25 protein-coding genes and 1 riboswitch are annotated in these 25,922 nt (G+C 32.3%); of the genes, 11 read left to right on the top strand and 14 right to left on the bottom strand.

What is annotated here, in order from left to right; all coding sequences use genetic code 11:
* Positions 1-94 precede the first annotated feature (94 nt).
* Positions 95-1,390 (bottom strand): lipoteichoic acid stability factor AuxA, encoded by a 1,296-nt coding sequence (gene auxA, locus CD034_RS03575; protein ID WP_002455501.1) that lies wholly within the window; start codon positions 1,388-1,390, stop codon positions 95-97.
* 152 nt (positions 1,391-1,542) lie between these two features.
* Here auxA and graF point away from each other — a divergent pair, with 152 nt between their 5' ends.
* From graF to CD034_RS03555, 4 genes are all read left to right on the top strand, one after another.
* Positions 1,543-1,662, top strand: a complete 120-nt coding sequence (graF, locus tag CD034_RS11290; protein WP_002448238.1) for a glycopeptide resistance-associated protein GraF — start codon at positions 1,543-1,545, stop codon at positions 1,660-1,662.
* 265 nt (positions 1,663-1,927) lie between these two features.
* Positions 1,928-2,029, top strand: a riboswitch (TPP riboswitch).
* Between the two features lie 92 nt (positions 2,030-2,121).
* Entirely contained in the window at positions 2,122-2,697 is a 576-nt protein-coding gene (locus CD034_RS03565) for an ECF transporter S component (RefSeq protein WP_002448226.1), read from the top strand.
* A gap of 12 nt (positions 2,698-2,709) precedes the next feature.
* Positions 2,710-4,113 carry an ABC transporter ATP-binding protein gene (locus CD034_RS03560; protein WP_002455502.1) on the top strand — a complete coding sequence of 468 codons (1,404 nt, stop codon included), beginning with the start codon at positions 2,710-2,712 and terminating at the stop codon, positions 4,111-4,113.
* Positions 4,106-4,915 (top strand): energy-coupling factor transporter transmembrane component T family protein, encoded by an 810-nt coding sequence (locus tag CD034_RS03555; RefSeq protein ID WP_002448247.1) that lies wholly within the window; start codon positions 4,106-4,108, stop codon positions 4,913-4,915. The genes CD034_RS03560 and CD034_RS03555 overlap by 8 nt, the downstream gene beginning before the upstream one ends.
* Before the next feature lie 149 nt (positions 4,916-5,064).
* On the opposite strand, the gene purD is transcribed toward CD034_RS03555, so the two are convergent.
* From purD to purE, 11 genes are read right to left on the bottom strand one after another with little or no spacing between them, the layout of a single operon-like run.
* The gene (purD, locus tag CD034_RS03550) at positions 5,065-6,303 is read right to left on the bottom strand and encodes a phosphoribosylamine--glycine ligase (protein WP_002448142.1); all 1,239 of its coding nucleotides are present in this window, start codon (positions 6,301-6,303) and stop codon (positions 5,065-5,067) included.
* A gap of 35 nt (positions 6,304-6,338) precedes the next feature.
* Entirely contained in the window at positions 6,339-7,817 is a 1,479-nt protein-coding gene (gene purH / locus CD034_RS03545) for a bifunctional phosphoribosylaminoimidazolecarboxamide formyltransferase/IMP cyclohydrolase (protein ID WP_002448055.1), read from the bottom strand.
* A 15-nt stretch (positions 7,818-7,832) separates the two neighbouring features.
* A complete protein-coding gene (gene purN / locus CD034_RS03540) occupies positions 7,833-8,399 on the bottom strand; it encodes a phosphoribosylglycinamide formyltransferase (RefSeq protein ID WP_002448123.1) in 567 nt (188 codons plus the stop codon).
* A 2-nt stretch (positions 8,400-8,401) separates the two neighbouring features.
* Positions 8,402-9,430, bottom strand: coding sequence for a phosphoribosylformylglycinamidine cyclo-ligase (gene purM / locus CD034_RS03535; RefSeq protein ID WP_002455504.1), 1,029 nt, complete (start codon positions 9,428-9,430; stop codon positions 8,402-8,404).
* Positions 9,423-10,907: an amidophosphoribosyltransferase gene (purF, locus tag CD034_RS03530; protein ID WP_002455505.1), complete on the bottom strand. Its 1,485-nt coding sequence runs from the start codon at positions 10,905-10,907 to the stop codon at positions 9,423-9,425. Before purF ends, purM begins: the two co-directional genes overlap by 8 nt.
* A complete protein-coding gene (purL, locus tag CD034_RS03525) occupies positions 10,886-13,075 on the bottom strand; it encodes a phosphoribosylformylglycinamidine synthase subunit PurL (protein ID WP_077700412.1) in 2,190 nt (729 codons plus the stop codon). The genes purF and purL overlap by 22 nt, the downstream gene beginning before the upstream one ends.
* Positions 13,068-13,739 carry a phosphoribosylformylglycinamidine synthase subunit PurQ gene (gene purQ / locus CD034_RS03520; protein WP_002455506.1) on the bottom strand — a complete coding sequence of 224 codons (672 nt, stop codon included), beginning with the start codon at positions 13,737-13,739 and terminating at the stop codon, positions 13,068-13,070. The genes purL and purQ overlap by 8 nt, the downstream gene beginning before the upstream one ends.
* A gap of 1 nt (position 13,740) precedes the next feature.
* Positions 13,741-14,001, bottom strand: coding sequence for a phosphoribosylformylglycinamidine synthase subunit PurS (purS, locus tag CD034_RS03515; RefSeq protein ID WP_002448160.1), 261 nt, complete (start codon positions 13,999-14,001; stop codon positions 13,741-13,743).
* Complete coding sequence (gene purC, locus CD034_RS03510) at positions 14,001-14,705, bottom strand: phosphoribosylaminoimidazolesuccinocarboxamide synthase (RefSeq protein ID WP_103288147.1); 705 nt, start codon at positions 14,703-14,705, stop codon at positions 14,001-14,003. Before purC ends, purS begins: the two co-directional genes overlap by 1 nt.
* Positions 14,706-14,708: 3 nt before the next feature.
* Positions 14,709-15,833: a 5-(carboxyamino)imidazole ribonucleotide synthase gene (gene purK, locus CD034_RS03505; RefSeq protein ID WP_002455507.1), complete on the bottom strand. Its 1,125-nt coding sequence runs from the start codon at positions 15,831-15,833 to the stop codon at positions 14,709-14,711.
* Positions 15,820-16,302, bottom strand: coding sequence for a 5-(carboxyamino)imidazole ribonucleotide mutase (gene purE, locus CD034_RS03500; protein ID WP_002448044.1), 483 nt, complete (start codon positions 16,300-16,302; stop codon positions 15,820-15,822). Before purE ends, purK begins: the two co-directional genes overlap by 14 nt.
* Positions 16,303-16,512: 210 nt before the next feature.
* Between purE and folD the strand changes: the two genes are divergently transcribed.
* On the top strand, positions 16,513-17,370 hold the full coding sequence (folD, locus tag CD034_RS03495; protein WP_002448150.1) for a bifunctional methylenetetrahydrofolate dehydrogenase/methenyltetrahydrofolate cyclohydrolase FolD: 858 nt from the start codon (positions 16,513-16,515) through the stop codon (positions 17,368-17,370).
* 86 nt (positions 17,371-17,456) lie between these two features.
* Here the strand turns inward: folD and CD034_RS03490 are convergent, their stop codons facing one another.
* Positions 17,457-18,602: a globin domain-containing protein gene (locus CD034_RS03490; RefSeq protein WP_002448258.1), complete on the bottom strand. Its 1,146-nt coding sequence runs from the start codon at positions 18,600-18,602 to the stop codon at positions 17,457-17,459.
* Positions 18,603-18,869: 267 nt separating this feature from the next.
* Between CD034_RS03490 and CD034_RS03485 the strand changes: the two genes are divergently transcribed.
* The 6 genes from CD034_RS03485 (at position 18,870) to rihC (ending at position 24,502) form a co-directional block, all read left to right on the top strand.
* Positions 18,870-19,187 (top strand): DUF5011 domain-containing protein, encoded by a 318-nt coding sequence (locus tag CD034_RS03485; protein WP_002448176.1) that lies wholly within the window; start codon positions 18,870-18,872, stop codon positions 19,185-19,187.
* A 297-nt stretch (positions 19,188-19,484) separates the two neighbouring features.
* A complete protein-coding gene (gene qoxA, locus CD034_RS03480) occupies positions 19,485-20,597 on the top strand; it encodes a cytochrome aa3 quinol oxidase subunit II (protein ID WP_002455508.1) in 1,113 nt (370 codons plus the stop codon).
* Positions 20,597-22,585, top strand: coding sequence for a cytochrome aa3 quinol oxidase subunit I (gene qoxB / locus CD034_RS03475; RefSeq protein WP_002448206.1), 1,989 nt, complete (start codon positions 20,597-20,599; stop codon positions 22,583-22,585). The genes qoxA and qoxB overlap by 1 nt, the downstream gene beginning before the upstream one ends.
* Positions 22,575-23,180 (top strand): cytochrome aa3 quinol oxidase subunit III, encoded by a 606-nt coding sequence (qoxC, locus tag CD034_RS03470; protein WP_002448120.1) that lies wholly within the window; start codon positions 22,575-22,577, stop codon positions 23,178-23,180. The genes qoxB and qoxC overlap by 11 nt, the downstream gene beginning before the upstream one ends.
* Complete coding sequence (gene qoxD / locus CD034_RS03465) at positions 23,177-23,467, top strand: cytochrome aa3 quinol oxidase subunit IV (RefSeq protein WP_002448242.1); 291 nt, start codon at positions 23,177-23,179, stop codon at positions 23,465-23,467. Before qoxC ends, qoxD begins: the two co-directional genes overlap by 4 nt.
* Positions 23,468-23,599: 132 nt before the next feature.
* Complete coding sequence (gene rihC, locus CD034_RS03460) at positions 23,600-24,502, top strand: ribonucleoside hydrolase RihC (protein ID WP_077700411.1); 903 nt, start codon at positions 23,600-23,602, stop codon at positions 24,500-24,502.
* Between the two features lie 39 nt (positions 24,503-24,541).
* Here the strand turns inward: rihC and CD034_RS03455 are convergent, their stop codons facing one another.
* Entirely contained in the window at positions 24,542-25,711 is a 1,170-nt protein-coding gene (locus tag CD034_RS03455) for a serine hydrolase domain-containing protein (RefSeq protein ID WP_077700410.1), read from the bottom strand.
* Positions 25,712-25,922 lie beyond the last annotated feature (211 nt).

Here is a 25,922-nt window from a genome sequence, read left to right as displayed (position 1 = left end):
AACAAATTTAAAATTCTTCACCTAAATATTAAATTAAAAAAAGAAGTGGAACAATGAATTCAAAAATGAATTCTATTCCACTCCCTTACTCAGATTATGGTTTTTCTTTTAATTGCAACGAAAATGCTATAATTACAGGTATTAACATAATAATTAATGTAGGTGTTATAAATATTGAAAGTAATAGACCATGAATCATTATATTAATAAATTCAGTAAGCAATTTGAAAAATAGAATACTAATCATAAACAACTGTAAATAGTAAAATTTGCCTCTTAAAAAATGAGTAAATGTCGTAGCAATGTAAATGATAATAATAAAGAGTAATATTAACAATGTAATCCATTCAATCACGTATTGAGTTTGTGATAATTCCCATTCTCCAGATACAAATAGAGCATTTCTGTTATTAAATTCTATAAATGTAAATAAGAATAAGATAAACCCACAGAAAATTTCCACATATGCTGGTTTAATCCATTTAGGACGTCTCATCCACTTAGGAATATCATCTTCTTCTATATCTACAATATTTTTAAATTTACTTTTAAATTTATCGCGTTTAGATCTAATTTTATCTAAATCTACACTTCTTCTTGTCTTATGTGCATATTCTGATGTTTTATCTTGAAGTTGTTTAAAATGAACTTTTGATTGAGTCGAAACGTTTCCTTTTTGAGTTCTTGATAATTCAGGCTCTTCTTCCCCTAATTCTTCTTTTGTTAAAGGTAACGCACGGCGTAAGAATAAGAAATTCCAAATTGCCGCTTGAGCTAATAACCACATAATGATGAAGAATGTATTTACACTTAAAATATCAATAGGCTCAATCTCATTTGCATCGATTTTGCCATACAATGACATTTGAGTAATCAAGTAACTTATTCCATATGAAATAATAATCCATAAATAATGAACTTTTCTATTTTCTTGATACAATTCATCTTTATAAACGATATATCCTGTATGAATCACAAATGGAATAACGAATATAATTGCCCAAAAACCATATACTTGAGTCATCAATGTAATTGTAATGAGGAAGTATAAAATACCAATGACTAAAAAGAAAATTGAGATGTCGTAATCGTATTTGGTTGTTCTAAATAACGTATATCCAATCAATATGACTAGAATACCAAATAGAATAATTATGACTGCACTTACAACTGGAAAGTTGCCTATGAATCTACTCATCACTCTAATTATTTCACTAAAAAATGCATTAAGAAAGTCCCATATATTATGTATTTTTAAGTCAATTTTATCTTTATTTTTTAGTTTATGAATTAAAGGCAAATTGATCAAGATAATGAGACCTGTGAAGAGTGAAACGATACCGATCAAGTAACTATAGATAATCTCGGCGTGTTTCTTAAGAAAAGACATACAGTTCACCTCAAAATTAATTATATATGAACTTTCTATTCTTGTCTTTAATAAAAAATAAAATACTTCTCTAGACTGAAATTAAGTTTATCCTTTTATTAATTGGGTATATTAATTTTGTAAAGTAATTTATGAAAAAGGAGAGTTGTCCTATGACACATGAAGATGCAAAAAAAGCAAAAGAATATGAAGAAAAATTAAAAGAACAAAAAGAAGAAAAAACTGATGATATTGAACAAACTAAACAAGACGTTCAAAATACATTAGACTAATTTTCTTATTTATGTCATCATTAATAGTAATTAATGAATAAGCCTGAGACATACAAGTTGTCTCAGGTATTTTTAATATATTGGCTATCGATGGCTGAGTTGGAAATAAATCTGTCCTACTTTTATTCAATTATTGTTAGAACTAATTACATTTCACTTATTAAATATGTAAACTGTTTAATTATAATTTATTTTTAATTAAATATAGATTAAAAGCATCTTGACATCTACTATTAAAAGTCATACATTTAAAATAAATAAAATATAAATGCACTAGGGGTGTATAGCACTGAGATGAGGCTTAACCTCAAACCCTTTGAACCTGATCTAGTTAAATACTAGCGTAGGAAAGTGTTAACTTAAATAAATCATGTTTTTAATAATCAATAGCATTTTTATTTAAATTTACGCACAACTTTTCTACGAAGGGTTGTGCGTTTTTTTAGGAGGAACTATTTTATGTCTAAAGGTTTAAAGCTTTCAGAAATTCTAGTTACTGTGCTGATTGCTGTTATTTTTGCAATCATTTATAACTTATGGTGGTTGCCATATAATTTAGCTCAAGTAGCTGGTATACATCTAGAACAACTTACATACGGTATTTGGTTTATGGCTGCTATTGTAGCTTACTTAATTATTCCTAAACCAGGTATTGCATTAATTGCTGAATTTGCTGCTGGTGCAGGTGAAACTATTGTTATGGGGAAATTTGATATTCCTACTATAGTATATGCAATTTTACAAGGTCTAGCATGTGAAGTTGTGTTTGCTATCTTTAAATACAAATCACGTTCTTTAATGGTAGCAATGTTAGCTGGTTTAGTAACAGCATTAGTATCTTTCCCTGTAGATTATTTTTATGGCTATCTAAACGAAGTTGCGGGTTGGAACTTACTACTTTTCATCATTTTCCGTGCTATTAGTGGTATTGTACTGTCTGGTATACTCTCTTATTTAATTGTAAAAGCCTTAGATCAAACTGGAGTAACTAAATTATTCCGTCCTGCCTCTCAAAAAGATTACGACAACTTATAAGGGGAAATGATTGTGTTAAAAGTCAAAAATTTACGTCTAAAATATCCAAATGGTGATCGAAAAATTTTCGATAATCTAAATATAGAAATTAAAGATAAAGAAAAAGTGCTTTTACTAGGTCCTTCAGGATCTGGTAAAAGCACATTACTTAATGTACTGAGTGGTATTGTTCCTAATCTTATAGAATTACCGATGAAATATGATGAACTAGACATTGACCCTAATTCAGGGGTTATTTTTCAAGACCCAGATACACAATTTTGTATGCCAAAAGTTTACGAAGAATTAGCTTTCGTCTTAGAAAATCAACAAGTGCCAAGAGAAGACATGGATGAACAAATTAAAAAAGCACTTGCGTCAGTAGATTTAGATGTAGATAATTCAACTTTCGTAAATAATTTAAGTGGTGGCATGAAACAAAAACTTGCTATCGTCGAAACCATTTTACAGAAAGCTGATACACTCTTTTTAGATGAACCTACAGCTATGTTAGATGTACAAGCAACTGCTGACTTATGGCAACGACTCATTCAATTATGGACTGATCAAACGGTATTAATTGTAGAACATAAAGTGGAACATATTTGGCATCATGTAGATCGAGTCATATTAATGAACTATGATGGAGAAATTATAGCTGATAATACACCTGAATACATACTCAAACATTGTGAATCGTTACTTACTGAATTTGGCGTATGGCACCCTCATGCATGGGATTATGCACCTATACGAACAGATTTAACACCACAGACTTCTAAAACACTTTTTAAATTTCAAAACGGACAAATAATTCGCAGTAAAAATACACTATTTGAAGTTTCAGAACTAAATATTCATCCTGGAGAATGGATTACAATTACTGGAAAAAATGGAGCTGGCAAAACTACTTTACTTGAATCTATGATGCAATTAGTGAAATACAACGGTACAATGTTTTATGAGAACCGATTACTGAAGAAAATTAAAGATGCTGCTCAAAATATGTATCTTGTATACCAAAATCCGGAACTTCAGTTTATTACTAATTCAGTTTATGACGAAATTAATATTCATTATAATCATCTTGATAAAGCAAAATCGAAAGAAGAAACTGAACATCTTTTGAAACTTTTACATTTAGAAAAAGTTAAACATCATCATCCTTTTGAAATATCTACAGGTCAGAAACGCCGATTGAGCGTAGCAACTGCTTTAAGTTCAAAAGCTGAAATTGTTTTATTAGATGAGCCAACATTTGGACTTGATAGTCATAATACATTTCAATTGATTAAGCTGTTTGAAGAACGTGTAAAACAAGGACAAACTATCGTAATGGTGACGCATGACCCTGAAATTATTCATCGTTATCCAACACGTCGACTTGTCGTAGAAAATCATAAGCTTTTAGAAATGGCAGGTGAATCAAATGTTTGAACGTTGGAAAAAGCGTCATACACTTGTAGATGATGTAAACATTATTACGAAATTAATTCTTGGAGTTTTATTATTTATTTTTATCATTTTTGTGCATAATTTTGATTATATGATTTATATTACTTTATTGATGTTTATATTTTTATTATCTTTTAATGGTACAGCTTTTAAAGTCATTGCTGCATTTTTATCAGCAACCATTCTCTTTGCCTTGCTATCATCATTATTCATGATTTTATATGGTGATGGTACACATATGTTATTTGAATGGGGAATTATTCATATTAGTACTGAGAGCATTGTAAGAGGTCTTCACTTATCTTTAAGAACAATTACAGTTTCAATGTTTGGTGTGTTGATTGCATTAACATCACAAATTGTAATGATTTTCTATAGTTTAATGCAACATTTAAAAGTAAAACCTAAAATCGCTTATGCATTTATGGCTGCTATTCGTATGGTACCACTTATTTTCACATCATTTATCCAATTAAGACGTTCTTTAAAAATGCGTTACCAAATGATTGATGCTTCCAATTATCGTGGATTTAAACGTATAAAACACTTACTTATTCCAGTCTTAAGCCAAAACATACGTCGTGCACATCAATTATCAGTAGCTATGGAATCAAAAGGATTTAAAGATGGCCCACGTACCTATTATTATAAAGCACCTTTCTCATACAAAGATATTCTTTTTATTGGTATGACAATTGCTTTACTTATTATTGCTTTTTATTTATCTCAATATTTTCCAATCACTGGTATTAAAGATGCTCGTGTTTCAGAAATGTTAGAGTAATATATAACATAAGACAAACTAAAGTAAAGATTGAGTTCAAAGATAAAAGCAGTTTCAAAAACACAGTAAATTCATCTTGCTAGTATATTAAGCCCTAGCATTATAAAATACCCATAGATGAATGTCATCTATGGGCTATTATTTTTAGTTTATTTGAGCGCTTTATTTCCAATATCTTTACGATAAAATAGTTGATCACTCTTAATTTTTTCTACATTTCCATAAGCATCTTTTTGTGCTTGTTGAATAGTTTTTCCTTTTCCAATGGCTAATACAACTCGTCCGCCAGATGTAAGAAATGTATCATTTTCTTTTTTCAAACCACTAACGAAATAATGGTTATTTACTTCAAAGCCTGAAACCTCTGCACCTTTCTCATATGACCCAGGATAGCCTTTCGAAGCAAGCATTACCCCTACCACATAATCGTCAATCCATTGAAAACGAATAGGTTCTTTACGGTCTAGAGCTACGATTTGTGCCATCAAGTCACTTTCTAGACGACTTAACAATACTTGCGCTTCTGGATCACCAAATCGTGCATTAAATTCAATAACTTTAGGACCTTCTTTAGTTAAAATTGCACCTATATAAAGTAAACCAAAATAGTCATAACCCTCTTCTTTTAACGCTCTAGCAATTGGTTGAGCAATATCTTTGTTTGTACGCTCTAAAACGTCATTTGAAATATGGGGAACAGGACAATAAGCGCCCATCCCACCAGTATTAGGACCTTCATCATTATCATAGGCACGTTTATGATCTTGAGCAATACAGTCAAAAGGAACTGCATAATCCCCATTAATGAATGTCATTAATGAAAATTCTTCTCCTTCAAGAAATTGTTCAAAGACAACTTTTCCATCTTCTTGTGGATATAGCACTTCTACCGCTTCAATTGCTTCATCTCGTGTATTAGCAATAATTACGCCTTTACCAGCAGCTAGCCCATCCTTTTTGACTACAATAGGTAATTCGCATTCATTTACATAATTAAGTGCCTCAGTTTTATTGTCTATTTCTTTATAATCAGCAGTTGGAATATCATATTTTTCCATTAACCTTTTAGCAAAAGATTTAGAACCTTCAATTTGGGCTGCTTCTTTGTTAGGACCAAAAACTTTAACATGATTGTCTCTCAATTTATTAGATAAACCATCTATCAATGGTTGTTCTGGACCAATAATCACCCATTCTATGTGATGTTGTTGGACAAATTGTAAAATAGCCTCATGATCAGTTTCAGCAATTTCAGTGTGTACTTCGGCTAAATGAGTCATTGCATCATTTCCAGGAATAGCATAAAGTTTTTCAATAAGTGGCGACTGATGTAATTTTGATACTAATGCATGTTCACGACCGCCTGCACCTATAACTAAAACATTCATTTCTTTTCTCCCTCTATTCTCTCAATTATTTTAAATTAGTGTTTAAAATGACGCATACCAGTAGTAACCATAGCAATACCATGTTTGTTAGCCATATCAATCGAATCTTGGTCTTTAATTGAACCGCCTGGTTGAATAATAGCTTTAATACCATGTTTTGCAGCAAGTTCAACAGTATCATCCATTGGGAAGAATCCATCAGAAATCATTACTACATTGTCATTTATTTCAATTGCGCGCTCTAAAGCAATCTTAGCTGCACCTACTCTATTCATTTGTCCTGCACCAATTCCAACTGTCTGTTTATTATTACTTAAAATGATCGCATTACTTTTCACTGATGGAATAACTTTCCATCCTAGAAGCATTGCCTCCCACTGAGCATCGGTAGGTTCAACGTCTGTAACAACTTTCATTTCCTCTTTAGACACTTCATAATTATCTTTATCTTGAACCAAATATCCACCTGAGACTGAAACAAATTCTTCTTCACGATTATCAATTGTCATATCAATTTCTAATAAGCGAATATTTTTCTTTTGAGTTAAAATATCTAAAGCTTCTTTATCAAATTTTGGTGCAATGACAACTTCTAAGAAAATAGAGTGTAACGTTTCGGCTAAATCTTTGGTAACAGTTCTATTTAGTGCAATAATCCCCCCAAAGATAGACTGATTATCTGCATCATACGCATTTTTAAATGCGATTTCAATATCAGTGCCAATACCTACACCACATGGATTCATATGTTTAACTGCAACGGCAGCTGGTTCTTTAAATTTTTTCACTAATGCTAATGCTGAATCTGCATCTTTAATATTATTAAAACTCAATGCCTTACCATGCAGTTGTTTAGCACCAGCAATAGTATGTTTACTATTAGAAGTACGAACAAAACGTGCTGATTGTTGAGGATTCTCACCATATCTTAATTCTTCACTATCTCCTTTGAAGAAACTTACAATTGCATGATCATATTCATTTGTATGTTCAAATACTTTAATCATTAATGACTTACGGTATGATTCATCGAGTCGATGTTCCTTAATTCGTTGAATGACTTCATTATAATCAGATGGATGGACAATAGTTGTTACATGTTTAAAATTTTTGGCTGCAGCACGTAACATGGTTGGACCACCAATATCGATATTTTCAATTGCATCATCTTCAGTTACATCTGGATTAGCTACAGTTTGTTGGAAAGGATATAAGTTGACCACAACCATATCAATTAAATCAATGTGTTGTTCTGATAATTGTTCTAAATGTTCAGGTTTATTACGATCTGCTAAAATACCACCGTGTACTGCTGGATGTAACGTTTTTACGCGACCATCCATAATTTCAGGGAATTGCGTCAACTCTGATACAGATTTAACAGTTACATTTGCTTCTTCTAAAGCACGTTTTGTACCGCCTGTTGAATACAATTCATAATCTAATTGCGTTAATGATTTAGCAAATTCCACAATTCCACTTTTATTTGAAACACTAATAATTGCTTTTTTCATGATTAACTATGCTCCTTATTTAATAACTTTAGCTATTACACTTGGATAAAGTTCATATTCTAATTGTTTCACACGTTCTTCTAACGTTTCTTTTGTATCGTCCGGGTTTATATCACATTTTCGTTGTTCAATTATTTCTCCCGTATCCATTCCACTATCTACATAGTGAACTGTTGAACCTGTTTCCTTATCGCCACTATTAAATGCTTGACCAATTGCATCTTTCCCCTTGTACTTTGGTAATAATGAAGGATGAATATTCAATATTTTACCTTCATAAGCATTTAATAAGTCTGGTCCCACTAATCTCATATAACCTGCTAAGATAATCCACTCCACTTCTTCACTATGAAGAAGTTGAATTAATTTTTGTTCATATTCTCCTTTGTTTTCAAAGTCTTTAGGTTCATTAATATGAACCATCACTTTCAACTGTTTTGCACGCTCAATGCAATAAGCATCGTGATGATCTGTATACAAAGAAGTAATTTCTATATTATTAAGCTGCCCCTTATCAACTTTAGATACAATATTTTCGAAGTTACTTCCTGATCCAGAGGCAAATATAGCCACCTTAGTCATATCTATACCCCCTCAAGATAAATCGGTGCATCATTACTTTTAACAATTTCCCCTATTTGATATGCAGCAATATCTTGTTCTTTTAAGACATCAAGTGTTTTATATACATCTTCTTTATTTACAATGACAGTATAGCCTATGCCCATATTAAAAACGTTATACATTTCACTCGTTTCAATGTCAGCTTGTTGTTGTAACCATTCAAATACTTTTGGTGTTGGGAAGGATTGTGTATCAATTTTAGCTGCTAAGCCTTTAGGTAAGCCTCTAGGTATATTTTCATAAAATCCACCACCAGTAATATGATTCATGCCTTTGATTTTAACTTTTTCTTTTAAAGTTAAAATAGGTTTCACATACAATTGAGTCGGAGCTAAAAATATATCAAGATAAGTACTTCCATCAAATGAATCATTCAAATTAATTCCAGATTCTTCAATTAACTTTCTCACTAAACTATATCCATTAGAATGAATACCATTAGAAGCTAAACCAATGATAATTTGTCCTTCTTCTACTTCAGATCCATCAATATATTCATCTTTTTCGACTGCTCCTACAGCAAAACCTGCTAAGTCATATTCTCCTTCGTGATACATTTCACCCATTTCGGCTGTTTCCCCACCAATAAGAGCAGTATGAGTAGCTTCACAACCATCACTCACACCTTTTACAATTTGCTCTATCACTTCCGGAACAACTTTATTTGTTGCTATATAATCTAAAAAATATAGTGGTTCTGCGCCCGTTGTAAGAATATCATTTACACACATGGCAACTGCATCAATACCAATCGTGTCATGCTTATTATGATCAATGGCAAGCTTTAATTTTGTTCCTACGCCATCTGTACCAGAGACTAATACTGGTGTTTTCATATTAAGCTGGGATAAATCAAAAGTCGCACCAAATCCACCTAATCCACCAAGTACTTCTTTACGCATTGTACGTTGAACATGACTAGACATTCTTTCTACCGCTTCATAACCTGCATGAATATCAACACCTGATTGTTCATAAGCTTTAGACATGTATATTTCCCTCTCTATCAAAATAATGTTTATGATTATCAATATATTCTTTTTGACGTGTACTTAAATTATTTAAATAGTTTTCTTCATAGTCAAATAGACCTGCTGGATAATCTCCTGTAAAACTTTCTACACATAACCCACTATAGGGTGCATCAAAATCTAATCCAATTGATTCTATAAGACCCTCAACACTTAAATATGCAAGAGAATCTGCGCCAATATACTCACAAATTTCTTCTGGAGATTTATTAGCAGAAATCAATTCAGCAGTCGTAGACACATCAATTCCATAAAAGCTAGGGAACATAAATTCTGGAGAAGCTATACGTACATGTATTTTATTTGCTCCAGCATCTTTAAGCATTCTGACAATACGTTTACTTGTTGTTCCTCTTACAATAGAATCATCAACTAAAATAATGTCTTTACCTTCTACAATATCTTTCACTGCCGATAGCTTAACTCGCACCCCTTGTTCACGTAATTCTTGTGTAGGTTGAATAAAAGTTCGTGCGACATATTGGTTTTTTACAAGCCCCATTTCATAAGGTAATTGAATCTCTTCAGCATAGCCACTAGCTGCAGATAATGATGAATTTGGAACACCGATAACCATATCTGCTTGAGCCGGACTTTCTTGAGCTAATTTTTTACCAGAAACTTTACGAACTGCATGCACATTTTTTCCAGCAATGGTTGAATCTGGACGCGCAAAGTAAATATATTCCATTGCTGAAATCGCTGTGTTAGTATGACTTGTATATGATTTTACTTCAATACCATTATGATTAATGACAACATACTCTCCAGCATGAATATCTTGAACATATTCTGCTCCTAGCACATCTATGGCACATGTTTCACTAGCCAAAATGTATGTTCCATCTTGCATCTTACCAACTACTAGAGGACGAATCGCATTTGGATCAACAGCACCATACAAAGCGTCTTTAGTCAATATTGCAAAAGTAAATCCGCCTTTAATTTGTCGTAAGCTTTCTTTTAGCGCCTCTTCAAATGTAGGAGCTTTACTACGACGAATTAAATGCATAATCACTTCAGTATCAGAAGATGAGTGAAAAATGGCGCCATGTTTTTCAAGGTATTGTCTTAAAGTTTGTGCATTAATTAAATTACCATTATGACAAATTGCGACACTCATATCGTAGAAATGATATAAAAATGGTTGAATGTTTTCGATACCTTTATTTCCTGATGTCGCATAACGAACATGTCCAATAGCATGGTTGCCATCTTTTAGTTTATTAAGTTGTGGTTCTTTAATGGCTTCAGTAAGTAAGCCTAAACCACGTTCACCCTTTAGAGTATCTTCATCAGAAACTACAATCCCTGCACCTTCTTGCCCTCTATGTTGTAAACTATGCAATCCCATATAAGTTAACTGAGCTGCTTCTGAATGATTCCAAATGCCAAAGACACCGCATTCTTCGTTTAATCCACTGTAGTTAAACATTCTGAAATAGCTCCTTCCCAAATTGCTTTAATATCTGAGACTTTTTCTGTAATTGTAGATGTAGTATTAGATACTTTAAATTCATCAACATCTGTTAATTCACCAATTTTAATAGCTCCATCGACATCAAGTGTTTGTCCTTCTTTGACTGCAACGACATAACGTCCTTGTGTTTCACTAAATAATTGTGCATCAGAGAGTTCTACTTTTGCTTCTAATCCTAAATTATAATAAGCACTTATTTTAGCAAGCGTAATAAGTAAACCGCCTTTACCTACAGTTTGTACATGAGAAGCAATTCCATTTCTAATAGATGTTTTTATTGCTTCGCCTTTTGCCACTTCATCACCTAAATCAATTTCTTCATACTCATGATTGACTTTACTATATAAAAGTTTTTCAATTTGACTTCCACCAAAGTCATTTCTTGTTTCCCCTACAAGATATAATGTATGTCCTGTTTCTGGATGAAAATCATTTAAATATTGAATATCTTCAATGAGTCCTACCATTCCTACTACTGGTGTAGGGAAAATAGAAGTTCCTCTAGTTTCGTTATATAAAGAAACGTTTCCTGATACTACTGGTGTTTTTAATACTTCACAAGCTTCTGCCATCCCTTTTGTAGAATCAATCAATTGTTGATAAATGTCTTTCTTTTCTGGAGAACCATAATTTAAACAGTCTGTCATAGCTAATGGTGTTGCGCCTACAGCAATTAAATTTCTATAAGCTTCTGCCACAACCATTTTTCCACCTTCGTAAGGTTGATTAAATACATATCGAGCTTCACCATCAATGGTTGAAGCAATAGCTTTATTTGTTCCTTCAACTCTTACTACAGATGATTGTAGTCCAGGTTTAATAATGGTATTAGCACCTACTTGTTGATCGTATTGCTCATATAAATAATGTTTTGAAGCAATTGTTGGATGCTTTAATAATTTCTTAAATACATCTTGTACATTGATCTCACTATAATCATTTTTTGAGGTATTATATTCTTTTTCTTCACCTTCTAAAATATAGACAGGTGCTTCATCAGCTAGTGCATCAACAGGAATATCTGCATATACTTCATCTTCGTATTTAAGAACGAAGCGGTCAGTATTCGTTACTTCACCAATTACTGCACTATCAAGTTCATGTTTATCAAATAAGTCCAAGAATTTTTGTTCTGTTCCCTTTTCAACAACAAGTAACATTCTTTCTTGGGTTTCAGATAACATCATTTCATATGGTGAGATTCCTGGTTCACGTGTTGGGACTTGATCTAAGTGCAGTACTAATCCACTACCGCCTTTAGCAGCCATTTCTGATGAAGAAGAGGTAAGACCTGCTGCTCCCATATCTTGGATACCTACAAGTTCATCAAAAGTGATTGCTTCAAGTGTGGCTTCCATTAATTTTTTACCTACAAAAGGGTCACCAATTTGTACTGAAGGTCGTTTACTTTCACTTTCTTCAGTTAATTCTTCAGATGCAAATGTGGCACCATGAATACCATCGCGTCCAGTTTTAAGGCCTACATAAATGACTGAATTTCCTTCACCTTTAGCAGTACCTTTTTGTACCATATCATGATCGATAACACCTACACACATTGCATTGACAAGTGGATTTCCATCGTAACGTTCATCGAATTCGATTTCTCCTGCTGTAGTTGGTATACCAATACAATTACCGTAACCACCAATACCACGGACAACGCCTTTTAATAAACGTTGATTTTGTCTTACTGATAATTCACCGAATCGCAAACTATTTAGTAGGTTAATGGGTCTTGCTCCAATCGATACAATATCTCTGATGATACCTCCTACACCAGTAGCTGCACCTTGATAAGGTTCGATTGCTGAAGGATGATTGTGAGATTCTACTTTGAAAACCACCGCTTGATTATCACCAATATCTACAACTCCAGCACCTTCGCCTGGTCCCATAAGAACATGCTCACCAGTTGTCGGGAATTGCTTTAAGAAAGGTTTAGAATGTTTATAAGAGCAATGTTCACTCCACATGACTGAGAAAATACCTACTTCTGTAAAGTTAGGCTCTCTTCCTAAAATTTCACGTACCTTATTATATTCTTCATCACTTAAACCCATGTCTTGATATAGTTTTTCAAGTTTAATTTCTTCAATACTAGGTTCGATAAACTTAGACATTTTGTTCCCTCCAACTATTTACCATTGCTTCGAATAATTTGACACCACTGTCTGTACCAAGAAGTGTTTCAAGTGCTCTTTCAGGATGAGGCATCATTCCACATACATTGCCTGCTTTATTTACAATACCTGCAATATGTTCATGAGACCCATTCGGGTTATCTTCATATGTTAAAATAATTTGATTATTTTCAACTAATTCATTGTACATATCATCTGTACAATAATAATGTCCTTCTCCATGTGCTACAGGATAAACAACAATTTCATTTTCTCCATATAAATTAGTAAAAGGAGTTTGATTATTAACAACTTTCAGTTTTTCATTTCTACTAATAAATAGATGTGAATCATTATGTAATAAGGCGCCGGGTAATAGTCCTATCTCAGTTAAAATCTGGAATCCATTACATACACCTAAAACGGGCTTACCTTCACTGGCAAAACGTTTCACTTCGCTAATAATTGGAGCGACACTTGCCATAGCCCCCGAACGTAAATAGTCACCAAATGAAAAACCACCTGGAATTAATACCCCGTCAAAACCATTTAAAGATGTTTCACGATAATCTACATATTCAGCTTCTGCACCTGTTTTAATAGCTGCATTATACATATCTCTATCACAGTTAGATCCTGGAAAAACGAGAACTGCAAATTTCATATTATGCATTCTCCTTTTCATCAACAATTTTATAACTATATTCTTCAATAACCGTATTAGCAAATAACTTTTCGCTTAATGTCGTAATAATATTATTTACTGCTTCATCTGTAGCTTCATCAACAGTCATATATAATACTTTACCTACTCTAATGTCATTAACTTGTTTATAACCTAAGTCATGCACAGCGCGATTTAATGCTTGACCTTGTGTATCTAATACCTGTGGTTGTAATGTAATGTGAAGTTCAATTGTTTTCATTATTTTAGTTCCTCCAATTTATCCAAAAATGTTTGATACGTATCTATTAAAGAACCAGTATCGTTTCTATATACATCTTTATCGAAATTCGTATCTGAGTATTTATCCCAAATACGACAAGTATCTGGTGAAATTTCATCCGCTAATAAAATATCACCATTTTCTGTTTTTCCAAATTCAACTTTAAAATCTACTAATCTTAAATCCATTTCATTCATTAATTGAATTAATACTTTATTAATATTTTTAGCCATATCTTTTAATGTTTTAATTTCCTCATCATTAGCAATATGAAGTAATTTGACATGATCATCAGTAATCAAAGGATCATTTAAATCGTCATTTTTATAAAAGAACTCTACAAGTGGTTCATCAAATACGTGGCCTTTTTCAAAACCTAAACGTTTCGTAATAGAACCTGTTGCGAGATTTCTTACAACTACTTCTAATGGTATAATCTTTACTTCTTTAACTAATTGCTCAGTTTCAGAAAGCTGTTTAATAAAATGACTTTCAATACCATGTTTATTTAAATATTCAAAAATAATTGAAGTAATTCGATTATTTAAACGTCCCTTCCCTTGCATCTTATCCTTTTTAGCGCCGTTACCTGCTGTGACTTCATCTTTGTATTCAACTCTCAACTGATGTACTGTTTCTGTTGAAAATACTCTTTTCGCTTTACCTTCATAACGTAATGACATTGATTATTCTCTCCCTTTAAATTGTTTCAACATTTCATTTTCAGTTTCATTAACATTATTTGTAAGAATGGTCATATGTCCCATTTTTCTATCTGGTTTTCGTTCTGTTTTTCCATAGATGTGGACATGCCATTCAGGATGATCTCCAAATTTATCTTCTAATAAGTCTAAATCGCGTCCTAATAAATTCATCATCACTGCTGGTTTTAAAATTTCTATCTCTTGAGGTAAATCTTGACCAGTTACTGCTAAAATGTGTGTATCAAATTGAGAATAATCACATGCTTCAATCGTATAATGTCCAGAGTTATGTGGTCTCGGTGCAATCTCATTTACATATAAGTGATTTGATTTATCAATAAAGAATTCCACGGTAAAAGTACCAACAAAGTGAACTTTTTCAATTATTTTATTTACTTCTTTTCTCGCTTCTTGTTCTTTATCGCATCTAGCTGGAATAATAGTTTTAAATAGTATTTGATTACGATGCTCATTTTCTTGGAGTGGGAAATAAGCAATTTGATTTTGATTACCAATCGTTACAGTTAAAGATACTTCTCGATCGAGATCTAAAAATTTTTCTGCCACACATTCATGTTTTGAAACAAGCGCTTTAGCTTCTTCAATATTGGAATCATTTTTCACTAAAATTTGCCCTTTACCATCATATCCACCAAAACGTGTTTTTACGATAAATGGATAACTTAATGTTTCAATTGCTTGATTCAAATCTTTTTCATCTTTTAAAGATACATAAGGAACAATTTTTGTACCTGCAGATTCTAATGTTTGTTTTTCAGTTAAACGATCTTGTAATAATTCAATTGCTTGATAACTTTGGGGAATGTTAAATTGTTGAGTTAGTTGCTTAAGCTGTTGAGCAGATATATTTTCAAATTCATAAGTAATCACATCTGATTGTTGACCCAATTTATTTAAGGCTTCTTCATCATCATACTCTGCTGTGATAAAAACATCTGCTACTGATTTACATGGACTATCTGGATTAGGATCTAAACACGCTACATTAAAACCCATTTTTTGGGCAGATTGTGCCATCATCTTACCTAATTGCCCTCCACCAATAATACCAATCGTTGCTCCGAACTTTAATCTATTGAAGTTCATCTTGCATTTCGCCTACCTTATCTACTAAAGATTGTTCATATTGTTCAAGATGTTTACGAACTGAGTCATTTCCAATACTTAAAATTCTCGCTGCTAAAATACCAGCATTTTTAGCTCCAGATTTACCGATTGCCGTTGTAGCAACAGGAATTCCACCGGGCATTTGAACAATAGATAATAGTGAATCTAGTCCTTTTAAACTTTTAGATTCAATAGGTACACCGATAACAGGTAACGTTGTCATTGAAGCAACCATTCCAGGTAAATGTGCTGCACCACCAGCGCCAGCAATAATAACGTCATAACCATTTGTACGTGCTTCACTTGCAAAATCAAACATTAATTTTGGCGTACGATGTGCTGACACTACTTTCTTTTCATATGGTATTTCAAATTGTTCTAACATTGCACAACTTTCTTGCATAATCTTCCAGTCTGAGGAACTACCCATAATGACTGCTACTTTCACTTTGTACACCCTTTCAAAGTTTAAAATATAAATCTTATTAGTTGTATATTACACGTATAGCATACCAAGTATAAAATTTAATTTCAATCAAAAATCGAACTTTATTCGTGTTTTTTAACTTAATTTACGTTTTCTAGTTAAAATTTGACGTTTTTATACCTTTAAAGTTAATCTATAGACAGATATTTAATAAACAAGGAGGAATTTTTTGTGGTTGCAAAAATTTTAGATGGGAAACATATTGCAAAAGATTATAGACAAGGGTTGCAAGACCAAGTTCAAACTTTAAAAGCAAAGGGATATACACCAAAATTATCCGTTATTTTAGTTGGGAATGATGGCGCAAGTCAAAGCTATGTTAATTCTAAAAAGAAAGCTGCTGAAAAAATAGGGATGATATCTGAAATTATCCATTTAGCTGAAGACACTTCTGAAGAAGATGTATTAAAAGAACTAGATCGTTTAAATAATGATGATTCGGTAAGTGGCATTTTAGTCCAAGTACCTCTACCTAAACAGGTTAGCGAACAAAAAATTTTAGAGGCAATTAATCCAGAAAAAGACGTTGATGGTTTCCATCCATCAAACATTGGTAAATTATACATTGATGAACAGACGTTTGTCCCTTGTACGCCATTAGGAATTATGGAAATTTTAAAACATGCAGATATTGATCTAGAAGGTAAAAATGCTGTCGTAATTGGTCGAAGTCATATTGTGGGTCAACCCGTATCTAAGTTATTATTACAAGCAAATGCGACAGTAACGATCTTACATTCACGTACTAAAGATATGCATAGTCATTTAAAAAATGCAGATGTAATCGTCAGTGCAGTAGGTAAACCTGGATTAGTTACTAAAGACGATGTAAAAGAAGGCGCAGTAATTGTAGATGTAGGTAATACTCCTGATGAAAATGGTAAACTAAAAGGTGATGTGGAATTTGAAGAAGTAAAAGAAATTGCGGGTGCTATTACTCCAGTACCAGGCGGTGTAGGTCCTTTAACCATTACTATGGTTTTAAATAATACATTATTAGCTGAAAAAATGCGTAGAGGCATTGAATAATTTAAATTCAAGCGTTTATTATAAAAAAAGTGAGCGACATAATTTTACATTAATTATGCCGCTCTTTTTTTAATAATATATTACATTTATACTGACACACTTAATTTTGGAACAAATGTTTCATAATGAATATGTTCTTGGCTTATGCCTATTTCTTTTAATACTTCAATCACTGATTGAATAAATTTAGCACTTCCACAAACATATACTTCACTATCATTATTCACATAATTTTCAAGCGTTTCTTTAGTTAAATAACCTTTAGCTTGTCTATCATATAACTCATATTTCGCTTTGTCGTAGCGTTTTGAAATATCTCTTAAATGAGAAGTGAATGGTGTATCATTAACGTCTCCAGTTACTTGAATAAACTGTGCATGACTTCCATTTTCAGCTACTTCATCAAACATTGAAACAAGTGGTGTGACACCAATACCCGCACCAATAAACAATTGTGGTTGTTCTTGATTAACCACACCAAATGGACCTACTGGAGCTGATAAGTTAATATCATTTCCTTCTTTTAATTCATCATGTAAAATAGTTGAAACTTCACCTTCATGGTCTGTAGATACATCACGTTTGACAGCAAAAGTTAAATGATTGTTATCACCACTAACAATTGAATAGTGACGTTTTGCACGATAAGGCATTTTTTCACTGCTTACATCAACTGTAATATATTCTCCTGGTGTAAATTGACTTAAATCATATTGATCTGATACTACCGTAAAGGCTTTAATATCAGATGAAAGTTGTTCAATTTTTTCAATTTTAAATGGTTGGAAACCTTCCCATAACATTTTACTATAAATATCTTTTTCAACTTGAATAAATACATCAGCAATTTCTTGATATGCTTTTTTCCAAGTTTGAATAATAGGATGACTATCTTCTAATCCTAAAACGGCTTTAATTGCTTCAATTAAGTTTTCACCTACGATATCGTATCCAGCTGGTGGTACTTGTAACGCACAATGTTTATATGCAATTTCTTTAACAACTGGCAAAATATTTTCTAAATGCTCAATATTAACTGCAGCTGCTAATACACTTTGAGCTAAAGCAGTAGATTGGAATCCTTTTTGTTGGTTAGTTTGGTTAAACATATTTTTTAACTCTGGATGTTGTTGGAACATTCTATTGTAAAAATAAGACGTAATCTCTGTTCCTCTTTCTTGTAATACTGGAACAGTTTCTTTTACAATTCCTTTTTCTTGTTCTGTTAACATGCAAATCCACTCCTACTTAAAATAATATGTGTAAAATATAGTTATTTCCCACAAATATATTTTAGTACGATACTTATTATAATGTAATATAGTTTTTTTAAATTCACAGAACTTTCATTTTACATAAATTTAATATTTATTTATCTTAAGTTCATTTAAATTTAATCTTGAATAAGCTATATTAAGACTATAGTATGATGTTAAAAATCAGAAATTAAAGTATAGTTAAATTATTCAAATGACTTATTATATTCGGAGGTTAACGTAATGAATAAACTCATACAATCTCTTTCAGCTCTCGGTGTCTCTGCTACTCTTGTGACCCCAAATTTAAGTGCAGAAGCTACTACAAATCATACTCCACAGCTTAAAGGAGTAAATGATATTGTTATTGAAAAAGGTCAAGATTATAATGTATTAAATGGAATTAGCGCCTACGATAAAGAAGATGGCGATTTAACACATAAAATTACAGTTGATGGTCACTTAGATACGTCAAAAGTAGGTACATATGAAGTAAGATATAATGTCATCGACTCAGAGGGAGCCGAAGAATCATCAACACGTTACATAAAAGTTAAATAAATGTGTCAATTTTCTGAAAAAGACGAGATAAACATCTTGTCTTTTTTATTTAATTTCTATTGTAAACGCTAGAATTGATAATGTTTCTCAAATGTAACGACTGATTTTCTATTTTTGACATTTTTCACAGAATAGACACATAATTTTAACAAACCTTCCATTCCCCGTCATTCCTATTGTTACTAGTTTTTTCCTATTTATTATTGTAATTTTTTTCTAATAAGGTCTTGTAAATATCGCGTAATAAACTAAAATTAATGGTAAGCCCTACATTTGTAGTATTAGGAGGTCAAAAAAGTGTCAAAATTTAAGTCGTTGCTTCTTATGTTTGGCACACTAATTTTACTTAGTGGTTGTTCAAACTTAGAAGTGTTTAATGCAAAAGGGCCAGTAGCAAGTAGTCAGAAGTTCTTGATTATTTACTCAATCATCTTCATGCTTGTTATTGTTGCTGTTGTACTTACTATGTTCGCTGTTTTTATTTTCAAGTATAGTTACAATAAAAATGACGAATCTGGTAAGATGCACCACAATTCTTTAATTGAAACAATTTGGTTTGTGGTACCAATCTTAATCGTAATTGCTTTAGCTATTCCAACAGTTAAAACATTATACGATTACGAGAAACCACCTGAAAGTAAAGAAGACCCACTAGTTGTCTATGCAGTTAGTGCCGGATATAAATGGTTCTTTGCTTATCCAGAACAAAAGGTTGAAACAGTGAATACATTAACTATTCCTAAAAACCGTCCAGTTGTATTTAAATTACAATCTATGGATACAATGACTAGTTTCTGGATTCCTCAATTAGGTGGTCAAAAATATGCCATGACTGGCATGACAATGAATTGGACTTTAAAAGCCGATCAAACTGGTACATTCAGAGGACGTAACTCTAACTTTAATGGTGAAGGTTTCTCTCGCCAAACATTTAAAGTTCACTCTGTAGACCAAAAAGATTTCGATGCTTGGGTTAAAGATGCTAAAAGTAAAAAAACTATTAGCCAAGATGAGTTTGATAAACAACTCTTACCAAGTACTCCAAATAAAGAATTAACATTTAATGGTACTCACATGGCATTCGTCGATCCTGCAGCTGATCCAGAGTATATCTTCTATGCATATAAACGTTACAACTATACTCAAAAAGATCCTAACTTCGTTGCTGAAAAAGATCTTTATAAAGATGTAACAGATAAACCTCAAAAACCAGCTCGTAAGGTAACAGTTACTAATGTCAACTATCCTCGTCATGGTATGAAGCCAATGATTTTAGGCAACAATGACCCTTACGATAGTGAGTTTAAAGATGAAGAAACTCACAACGCTAAGGAAATGGAAAAAATCAATAAAGGAGCTAAAGACGAGAATGCGTCTAAAGCAGATAATGATCATGGAGGTGAACATTAATGAATTTTCCATGGGATCAATTACTCGTTAAAAGTAACTGGATGATTACAATGGCACAAATCGGCGCGCCATTCCTAATTATTGGTTTAATTGCGGTAATTACTTATTTCAAGTTATGGAAATATCTATACAAAGAATGGTTCACATCCGTAGACCATAAAAAAATCGGTTTAATGTACTTAATTAGTGCAGTATTAATGTTCGTTCGTGGTGGTATTGATGCGTTATTACTTCGTACTCAATTAGCTATTCCTGATAATACTTTCTTGGAATCAAATCACTATAATGAAATTTTTAGTACGCACGGCGTTATTATGATTATCTTTATGGCTATGCCATTCATTTTTGGATTATGGAATGTTGTTGTTCCATTACAAATTGGGGCTCGTGATGTGGCATTCCCTGTAATGAACAACATCAGTTTCTGGTTATTCTTTGTTGGTATGATTTTATTTAACCTATCATTTATCGTAGGTGGATCACCAGCAGCTGGTTGGACAAACTATGCTCCACTAGCAGGAGAATTTAGTCCTGGTCCAGGAGTTAACTACTACTTAGTAGCAATTCAAATTTCAGGTATCGGTACTTTAATGACAGGTATTAACTTCTTTGTAACAATACTTAGATGTAAAACGCCTACTATGAAATTTATGCAAATGCCTATGTTTACTGTAACTACTTTTATTACGACATTAATCATAATTTTAGCATTCCCAGTATTCACAGTTGTTCTTGCTTTAATGACAGCTGATAGAGTATTCGGAACTCATTTCTTTACAGTAGCAGATGGCGGTATGCCAATGTTATGGGCAAACTTCTTCTGGGTATGGGGGCACCCTGAAGTTTATATTGTTATCTTGCCTGCATTTGGTATTTATTCAGAAATTATTCCAACATTTGCTCGTAAACGTTTATTCGGTCACCAAAGTATGGTGTGGGCAACTGCTGGTATCGCGTTCTTAAGTTTCTTAGTTTGGGTTCACCATTTCTTCACAATGGGTAATGGTGCTTTAATTAACTCATTCTTCTCAATCTCAACGATGTTAATCGGTGTACCTACCGGAGTTAAATTATTTAACTGGTTATTAACATTATATAAAGGACGTATTACTTTTGAATCACCAATGTTATTCTCATTAGCCTTTATCCCTAACTTCTTATTAGGTGGGGTTACTGGTGTAATGTTAGCAATGGCATCAGCTGACTATCAATATCACAACACTTATTTCTTAATAGCTCATTTCCACTATACATTGGTTACCGGTGTAGTATTTGCCTGCCTAGCTGGTTTAATCTTCTGGTATCCTAAGATGATGGGTTATAAATTAAATGAAAAATTAAATAAATGGGCATTCTGGTTATTCATGATTGGATTTAATGTATGTTTCTTACCACAATTCATTCTTGGATTAGACGGTATGCCACGTCGTTTATACACTTATATGCCATCTGATGGTTGGTGGTTATTAAACTTCATTTCAACTATCGGTGCATTAATGATGGCAGTCGGCTTCCTATTCTTAGTAGTAAGCATTATCTACAGCCACATTAAATCTCCACGTGAAGCAACTGGAGATAACTGGGATGGTTTAGGTCGTACTTTAGAGTGGTCAACAGCTTCAGCTATTCCACCTAAATACAACTTCGCAATCACTCCAGATTGGAATGACTATGATACATTTGTTGATATGAAAGAACATGGTCGTCATTTCTTAGACAACCATAACTACAAAGACATTCATATGCCTAATAACACGCATACTGGTGTATTTATGGGTATATTCATGTTAGTTGGTGGTTTCTTCTTAATCTTCCAATCTATCATTCCATTCCTAATTTGTGTAGCTGGTATCTTCGGAACTATGATTTATCAAAGTTTTGTACAAGATCACGGTTATCATATTCCAGCTTCTGAAGTTGCTGAAAACGAAGCACGTTTAAGAGAAGCACGTATTAAAGAAAGGGAGGCTGTAGGTCATGAGTCATGATACAAACACTATTGATTCACGTACGCATGAAGGTCAATTGAATAAGCTTGGCTTCTGGATTTTCCTTACAGCCGAATTTGCATTATTCGGTACCCTATTTGCAACGTTATTAACGTTGCAACATGGGGGCAGTTACGGTGGTAAAATGACAACTGAATTGTTTGAATTACCACTTGTCCTAATTATGACATTTGCCTTATTAATCAGTTCTTATACTTGTGGTATTGCAATTTACTACTTACGTAAAGAAGAAAAAGGCAAAATGATGTTTTGGATGATTTTAACAGTAATCCTTGGCTTAATATTTGTCGGATTCGAAATTTATGAATTTGCACATTATGCTTCTGAAGGTGTAACACCTAAAGTTGGCTCTTATTGGTCAAGTTTCTTCATCTTATTAGGTACACATGGTGCCCATGTTTCGTTAGGTATCGTTTGGATTATTTGTTTATTAATCCAAGTTGCAACACGTGGATTAAATAAATTTAATGCTCCAAAATTATTTATAGTAAGTTTATACTGGCACTTCTTAGATGTTGTATGGATCTTCATCTTTACTGCCGTATATATGATAGGGATGGTGTATAGCGGATGAATACAATCGTAAAACATACAGTTGGCTTTATTGCTTCAATCGTTTTAACGTTATTAGCAGTTTTTGTAACTCTATACACAAACATGACATTCCATGCTAAAACAACAATTATCTTTGGTTTTGCTTTCATCCAAGCTGCATTACAATTATTAATGTTCATGCACTTAACTGAAGGTAAAGATGGACGTTTACAATCTGCCAAAGTTATCTTTGCGATTATTATTACTTTAATCACAGTTATTGGTACTTATTGGGTTATGCAAGGTGGCCATTCTAGTCACTTATAATTCAATTTCTACCTTACTTAAAAAGCCTGTACGAGTTTTTTAACTTGTACAGGCTTTTTGTTTTGTTTATATTAATGACTTCTTTGTGTATGATAGATATAAGAAAAAGTAAAAATCTTTGGAGGGGTATTCATGTCATTACCTATTATTATTGATACTGATCCAGGTATAGATGATGCAGCAGCAATCGCTCTTGCATTATCTCATACAAAATTTGATGTCAAAATGATTTCTACTGTAAATGGAAATGTAGGTGTTGAGAAAACCACAGCGAATGCTTTAAAATTAAAAGCCTTTTTCAATAGTGAGGTCCCTATACATAGAGGAGCTTCTCAACCATTAATAAGTGAAATACAAGATGCTAGTCATATTCATGGAGAAAGTGGTATGGATGGCTATCAATTCCCTACAATTTCTACTTCAGATTTAGCATCTTCTCATGCTATAGAAGCTATGAATGAGATATTAAGTCATTCTAATGAACCTATTACTCTTGTAACTTTAGGCCCTTTAACAAATATAGCACTACTTTTTAATACGTATCCTGAATGCAAAAACTATGTTAAAGAAATTATTATGATGGGTGGTAGTACTGGAAGAGGTAATGTTACTCCCCTTGCTGAGTTTAATATTTATTGTGATCCTGAAGCAGCCCATATCGTTTTTAATGCTGGTTTGCCTCTAACGATGATTGGATTAGATTTAGCGCGCCAATCATTATTTACTCATTCTTATTTAGACACTCTTACGGATGAAAACAAAACGACACAAATGTTGTATCATATTTTCCAACACTACCGTGGTGAAGATTTTAAAGAAGGAATAAAATTATATGATGCATTTACGATTCTTTATTTACTTGATCCTAAGAGTTACGAAATTAAAGAAGCAGATGTACAAATTGAATTACAAGGGGCACTGACTCGTGGTGCTACTGTAGTTGATTTTGAATCTTCCTATCCTAATTGTTCCGTAGTCGTATCAAGCATAAATGAACATTATAAAACAATATTTTTAAATACTTTAAAAAATTAAAGGTCGAAACAATTAATGTTCCGACCTTTAATTTTACTCTTATTGATAATAAGAGTGTTGATTTAGTATTTTATGATAAATATATGAGATTCGCTTTTCATTTGTTACTTTAGAATTATCACCTATATTTGAAGCAAGTACGATGACATAATGTTGATTGAAGTAAACAGTAAATATTTGTCCATAAAACACACCATTAATTCTGTTATACTGCGGTGTAACATAAAATCCGTATCGATAAGATTCAGGATATGCTGTTGTTCCTAATTGCTGAGTCAGTGGTATTGACACTGATTCACTAAAAATATTATTATTTTTAAAATTATTTACTAAATGAGCCATATCATATGTTGTCATATATAAATTACCCGCTCCATAATATTGATCTAATATATTTGGTTTCATAGCAGTTAATTTACCGTCAATCATTTTATATCCAGTAGCCATATGTTTTTTATATGGTTTTTCATTAAAGAAAGCACTATGTTGTAAACTAAATGGTTGTGCTAAATCATCATAATAATTTGCAGCATAGGATTTATGTGTAACTACTTCTATTACTTGAGCAAGCACTAAGTAATTAGCATCATTATATAAGTGTTTATGATAAAATTTTTCATCAATTCCCCTTGCTTGTATTGCATGTACTGCACCATCAAGACTTTTAGTTTTAGGAGAAGCTTCAAATTTATATAGTCCACTTCTATGTAACATTAGATCTTTTAAAGTTATATTTTTTGTCGTTTTAAACCAAGGTAAATATTTAGTGACAGGATCATTTATATTCACTTTATTTTCATTTTCTAATTTTTTTAGAATTAATCCAGTTGTAAATTTCTGTGCGGAACCAATTAAATACATCGTATTTGGTGAGTTTTTAGTTTTATGCTGAAAATTTTGATAACCGTATCCTTTATTCAACTTTAATTTACCATTTTCAAGAACTGTAACTGCCCCATTAAAATGAATTGCTTTTAAATATTCATCAATATTTTTGATATGTGGTTCTTCGACTTCAATTGTCTTTAAATGTGGCACTTTCGATACACGATAATCTCTTTTTTGTAAATACGTTTTATTATCATTTACTTTGTTATATTCTGTATCTTTATGATTTGTTTTATATACTTTCATTAAGAATATGATGAATAATGTTACTAAGATGATTAAAACTATGGTTAATGTTATTATTTCTATTCTTTTTTTCATTCGCTGCCTCATTACAATTTAATAAAAACGATTAACTCTACGTTATTTTATTAAATTATTATTCTTTCAATAAATTATATTATATATTATTTTTACTAAAGTATCATCTTTAATATATCTTACTCCAACTATTTTTTTCATCATTCCTTAGGCCGATAAAGTAAGTTTTTCAAGCCTGTTTCACCGTAAATAAAAGTTTTTAAACATTATC

The sequence above is a fragment of the Staphylococcus hominis subsp. hominis genome (assembly GCF_002901845.1).
Taxonomy (GTDB): Bacteria; Bacillota; Bacilli; order Staphylococcales; family Staphylococcaceae; genus Staphylococcus; species Staphylococcus hominis.
This window is presented reverse-complemented; position numbering and strand designations above follow the sequence as displayed.

Coding starts and splice junctions, on each gene's coding strand:
- auxA (WP_002455501.1), bottom strand. CDS start 1,390: ATGTCTTTTCTTAAGAAACACGCCGAGATTATCTATAGTTACTTGATC.
- graF (WP_002448238.1), top strand. CDS start 1,543: ATGACACATGAAGATGCAAAAAAAGCAAAAGAATATGAAGAAAAATTA.
- CD034_RS03565 (WP_002448226.1), top strand. CDS start 2,122: ATGTCTAAAGGTTTAAAGCTTTCAGAAATTCTAGTTACTGTGCTGATT.
- CD034_RS03555 (WP_002448247.1), top strand. CDS start 4,106: ATGTTTGAACGTTGGAAAAAGCGTCATACACTTGTAGATGATGTAAAC.
- purD (WP_002448142.1), bottom strand. CDS start 6,303: ATGAATGTTTTAGTTATAGGTGCAGGCGGTCGTGAACATGCATTAGTA.
- purH (WP_002448055.1), bottom strand. CDS start 7,817: ATGAAAAAAGCAATTATTAGTGTTTCAAATAAAAGTGGAATTGTGGAA.
- purN (WP_002448123.1), bottom strand. CDS start 8,399: ATGACTAAGGTGGCTATATTTGCCTCTGGATCAGGAAGTAACTTCGAA.
- purM (WP_002455504.1), bottom strand. CDS start 9,430: ATGTCTAAAGCTTATGAACAATCAGGTGTTGATATTCATGCAGGTTAT.
- purF (WP_002455505.1), bottom strand. CDS start 10,907: ATGTTTAACTACAGTGGATTAAACGAAGAATGCGGTGTCTTTGGCATT.
- purL (WP_077700412.1), bottom strand. CDS start 13,075: ATGTCTAAGTTTATCGAACCTAGTATTGAAGAAATTAAACTTGAAAAA.
- purQ (WP_002455506.1), bottom strand. CDS start 13,739: ATGAAATTTGCAGTTCTCGTTTTTCCAGGATCTAACTGTGATAGAGAT.
- purS (WP_002448160.1), bottom strand. CDS start 14,001: ATGAAAACAATTGAACTTCACATTACATTACAACCACAGGTATTAGAT.
- purC (WP_103288147.1), bottom strand. CDS start 14,705: ATGTCATTACGTTATGAAGGTAAAGCGAAAAGAGTATTTTCAACAGAA.
- purK (WP_002455507.1), bottom strand. CDS start 15,833: ATGAACTTCAATAGATTAAAGTTCGGAGCAACGATTGGTATTATTGGT.
- CD034_RS03490 (WP_002448258.1), bottom strand. CDS start 18,602: ATGTTAACAGAACAAGAAAAAGGAATTGTAAAAGAAACTGTTCCAGTA.
- CD034_RS03485 (WP_002448176.1), top strand. CDS start 18,870: ATGAATAAACTCATACAATCTCTTTCAGCTCTCGGTGTCTCTGCTACT.
- qoxB (WP_002448206.1), top strand. CDS start 20,597: ATGAATTTTCCATGGGATCAATTACTCGTTAAAAGTAACTGGATGATT.
- qoxC (WP_002448120.1), top strand. CDS start 22,575: ATGAGTCATGATACAAACACTATTGATTCACGTACGCATGAAGGTCAA.
- qoxD (WP_002448242.1), top strand. CDS start 23,177: ATGAATACAATCGTAAAACATACAGTTGGCTTTATTGCTTCAATCGTT.
- rihC (WP_077700411.1), top strand. CDS start 23,600: ATGTCATTACCTATTATTATTGATACTGATCCAGGTATAGATGATGCA.
- CD034_RS03455 (WP_077700410.1), bottom strand. CDS start 25,711: ATGAAAAAAAGAATAGAAATAATAACATTAACCATAGTTTTAATCATC.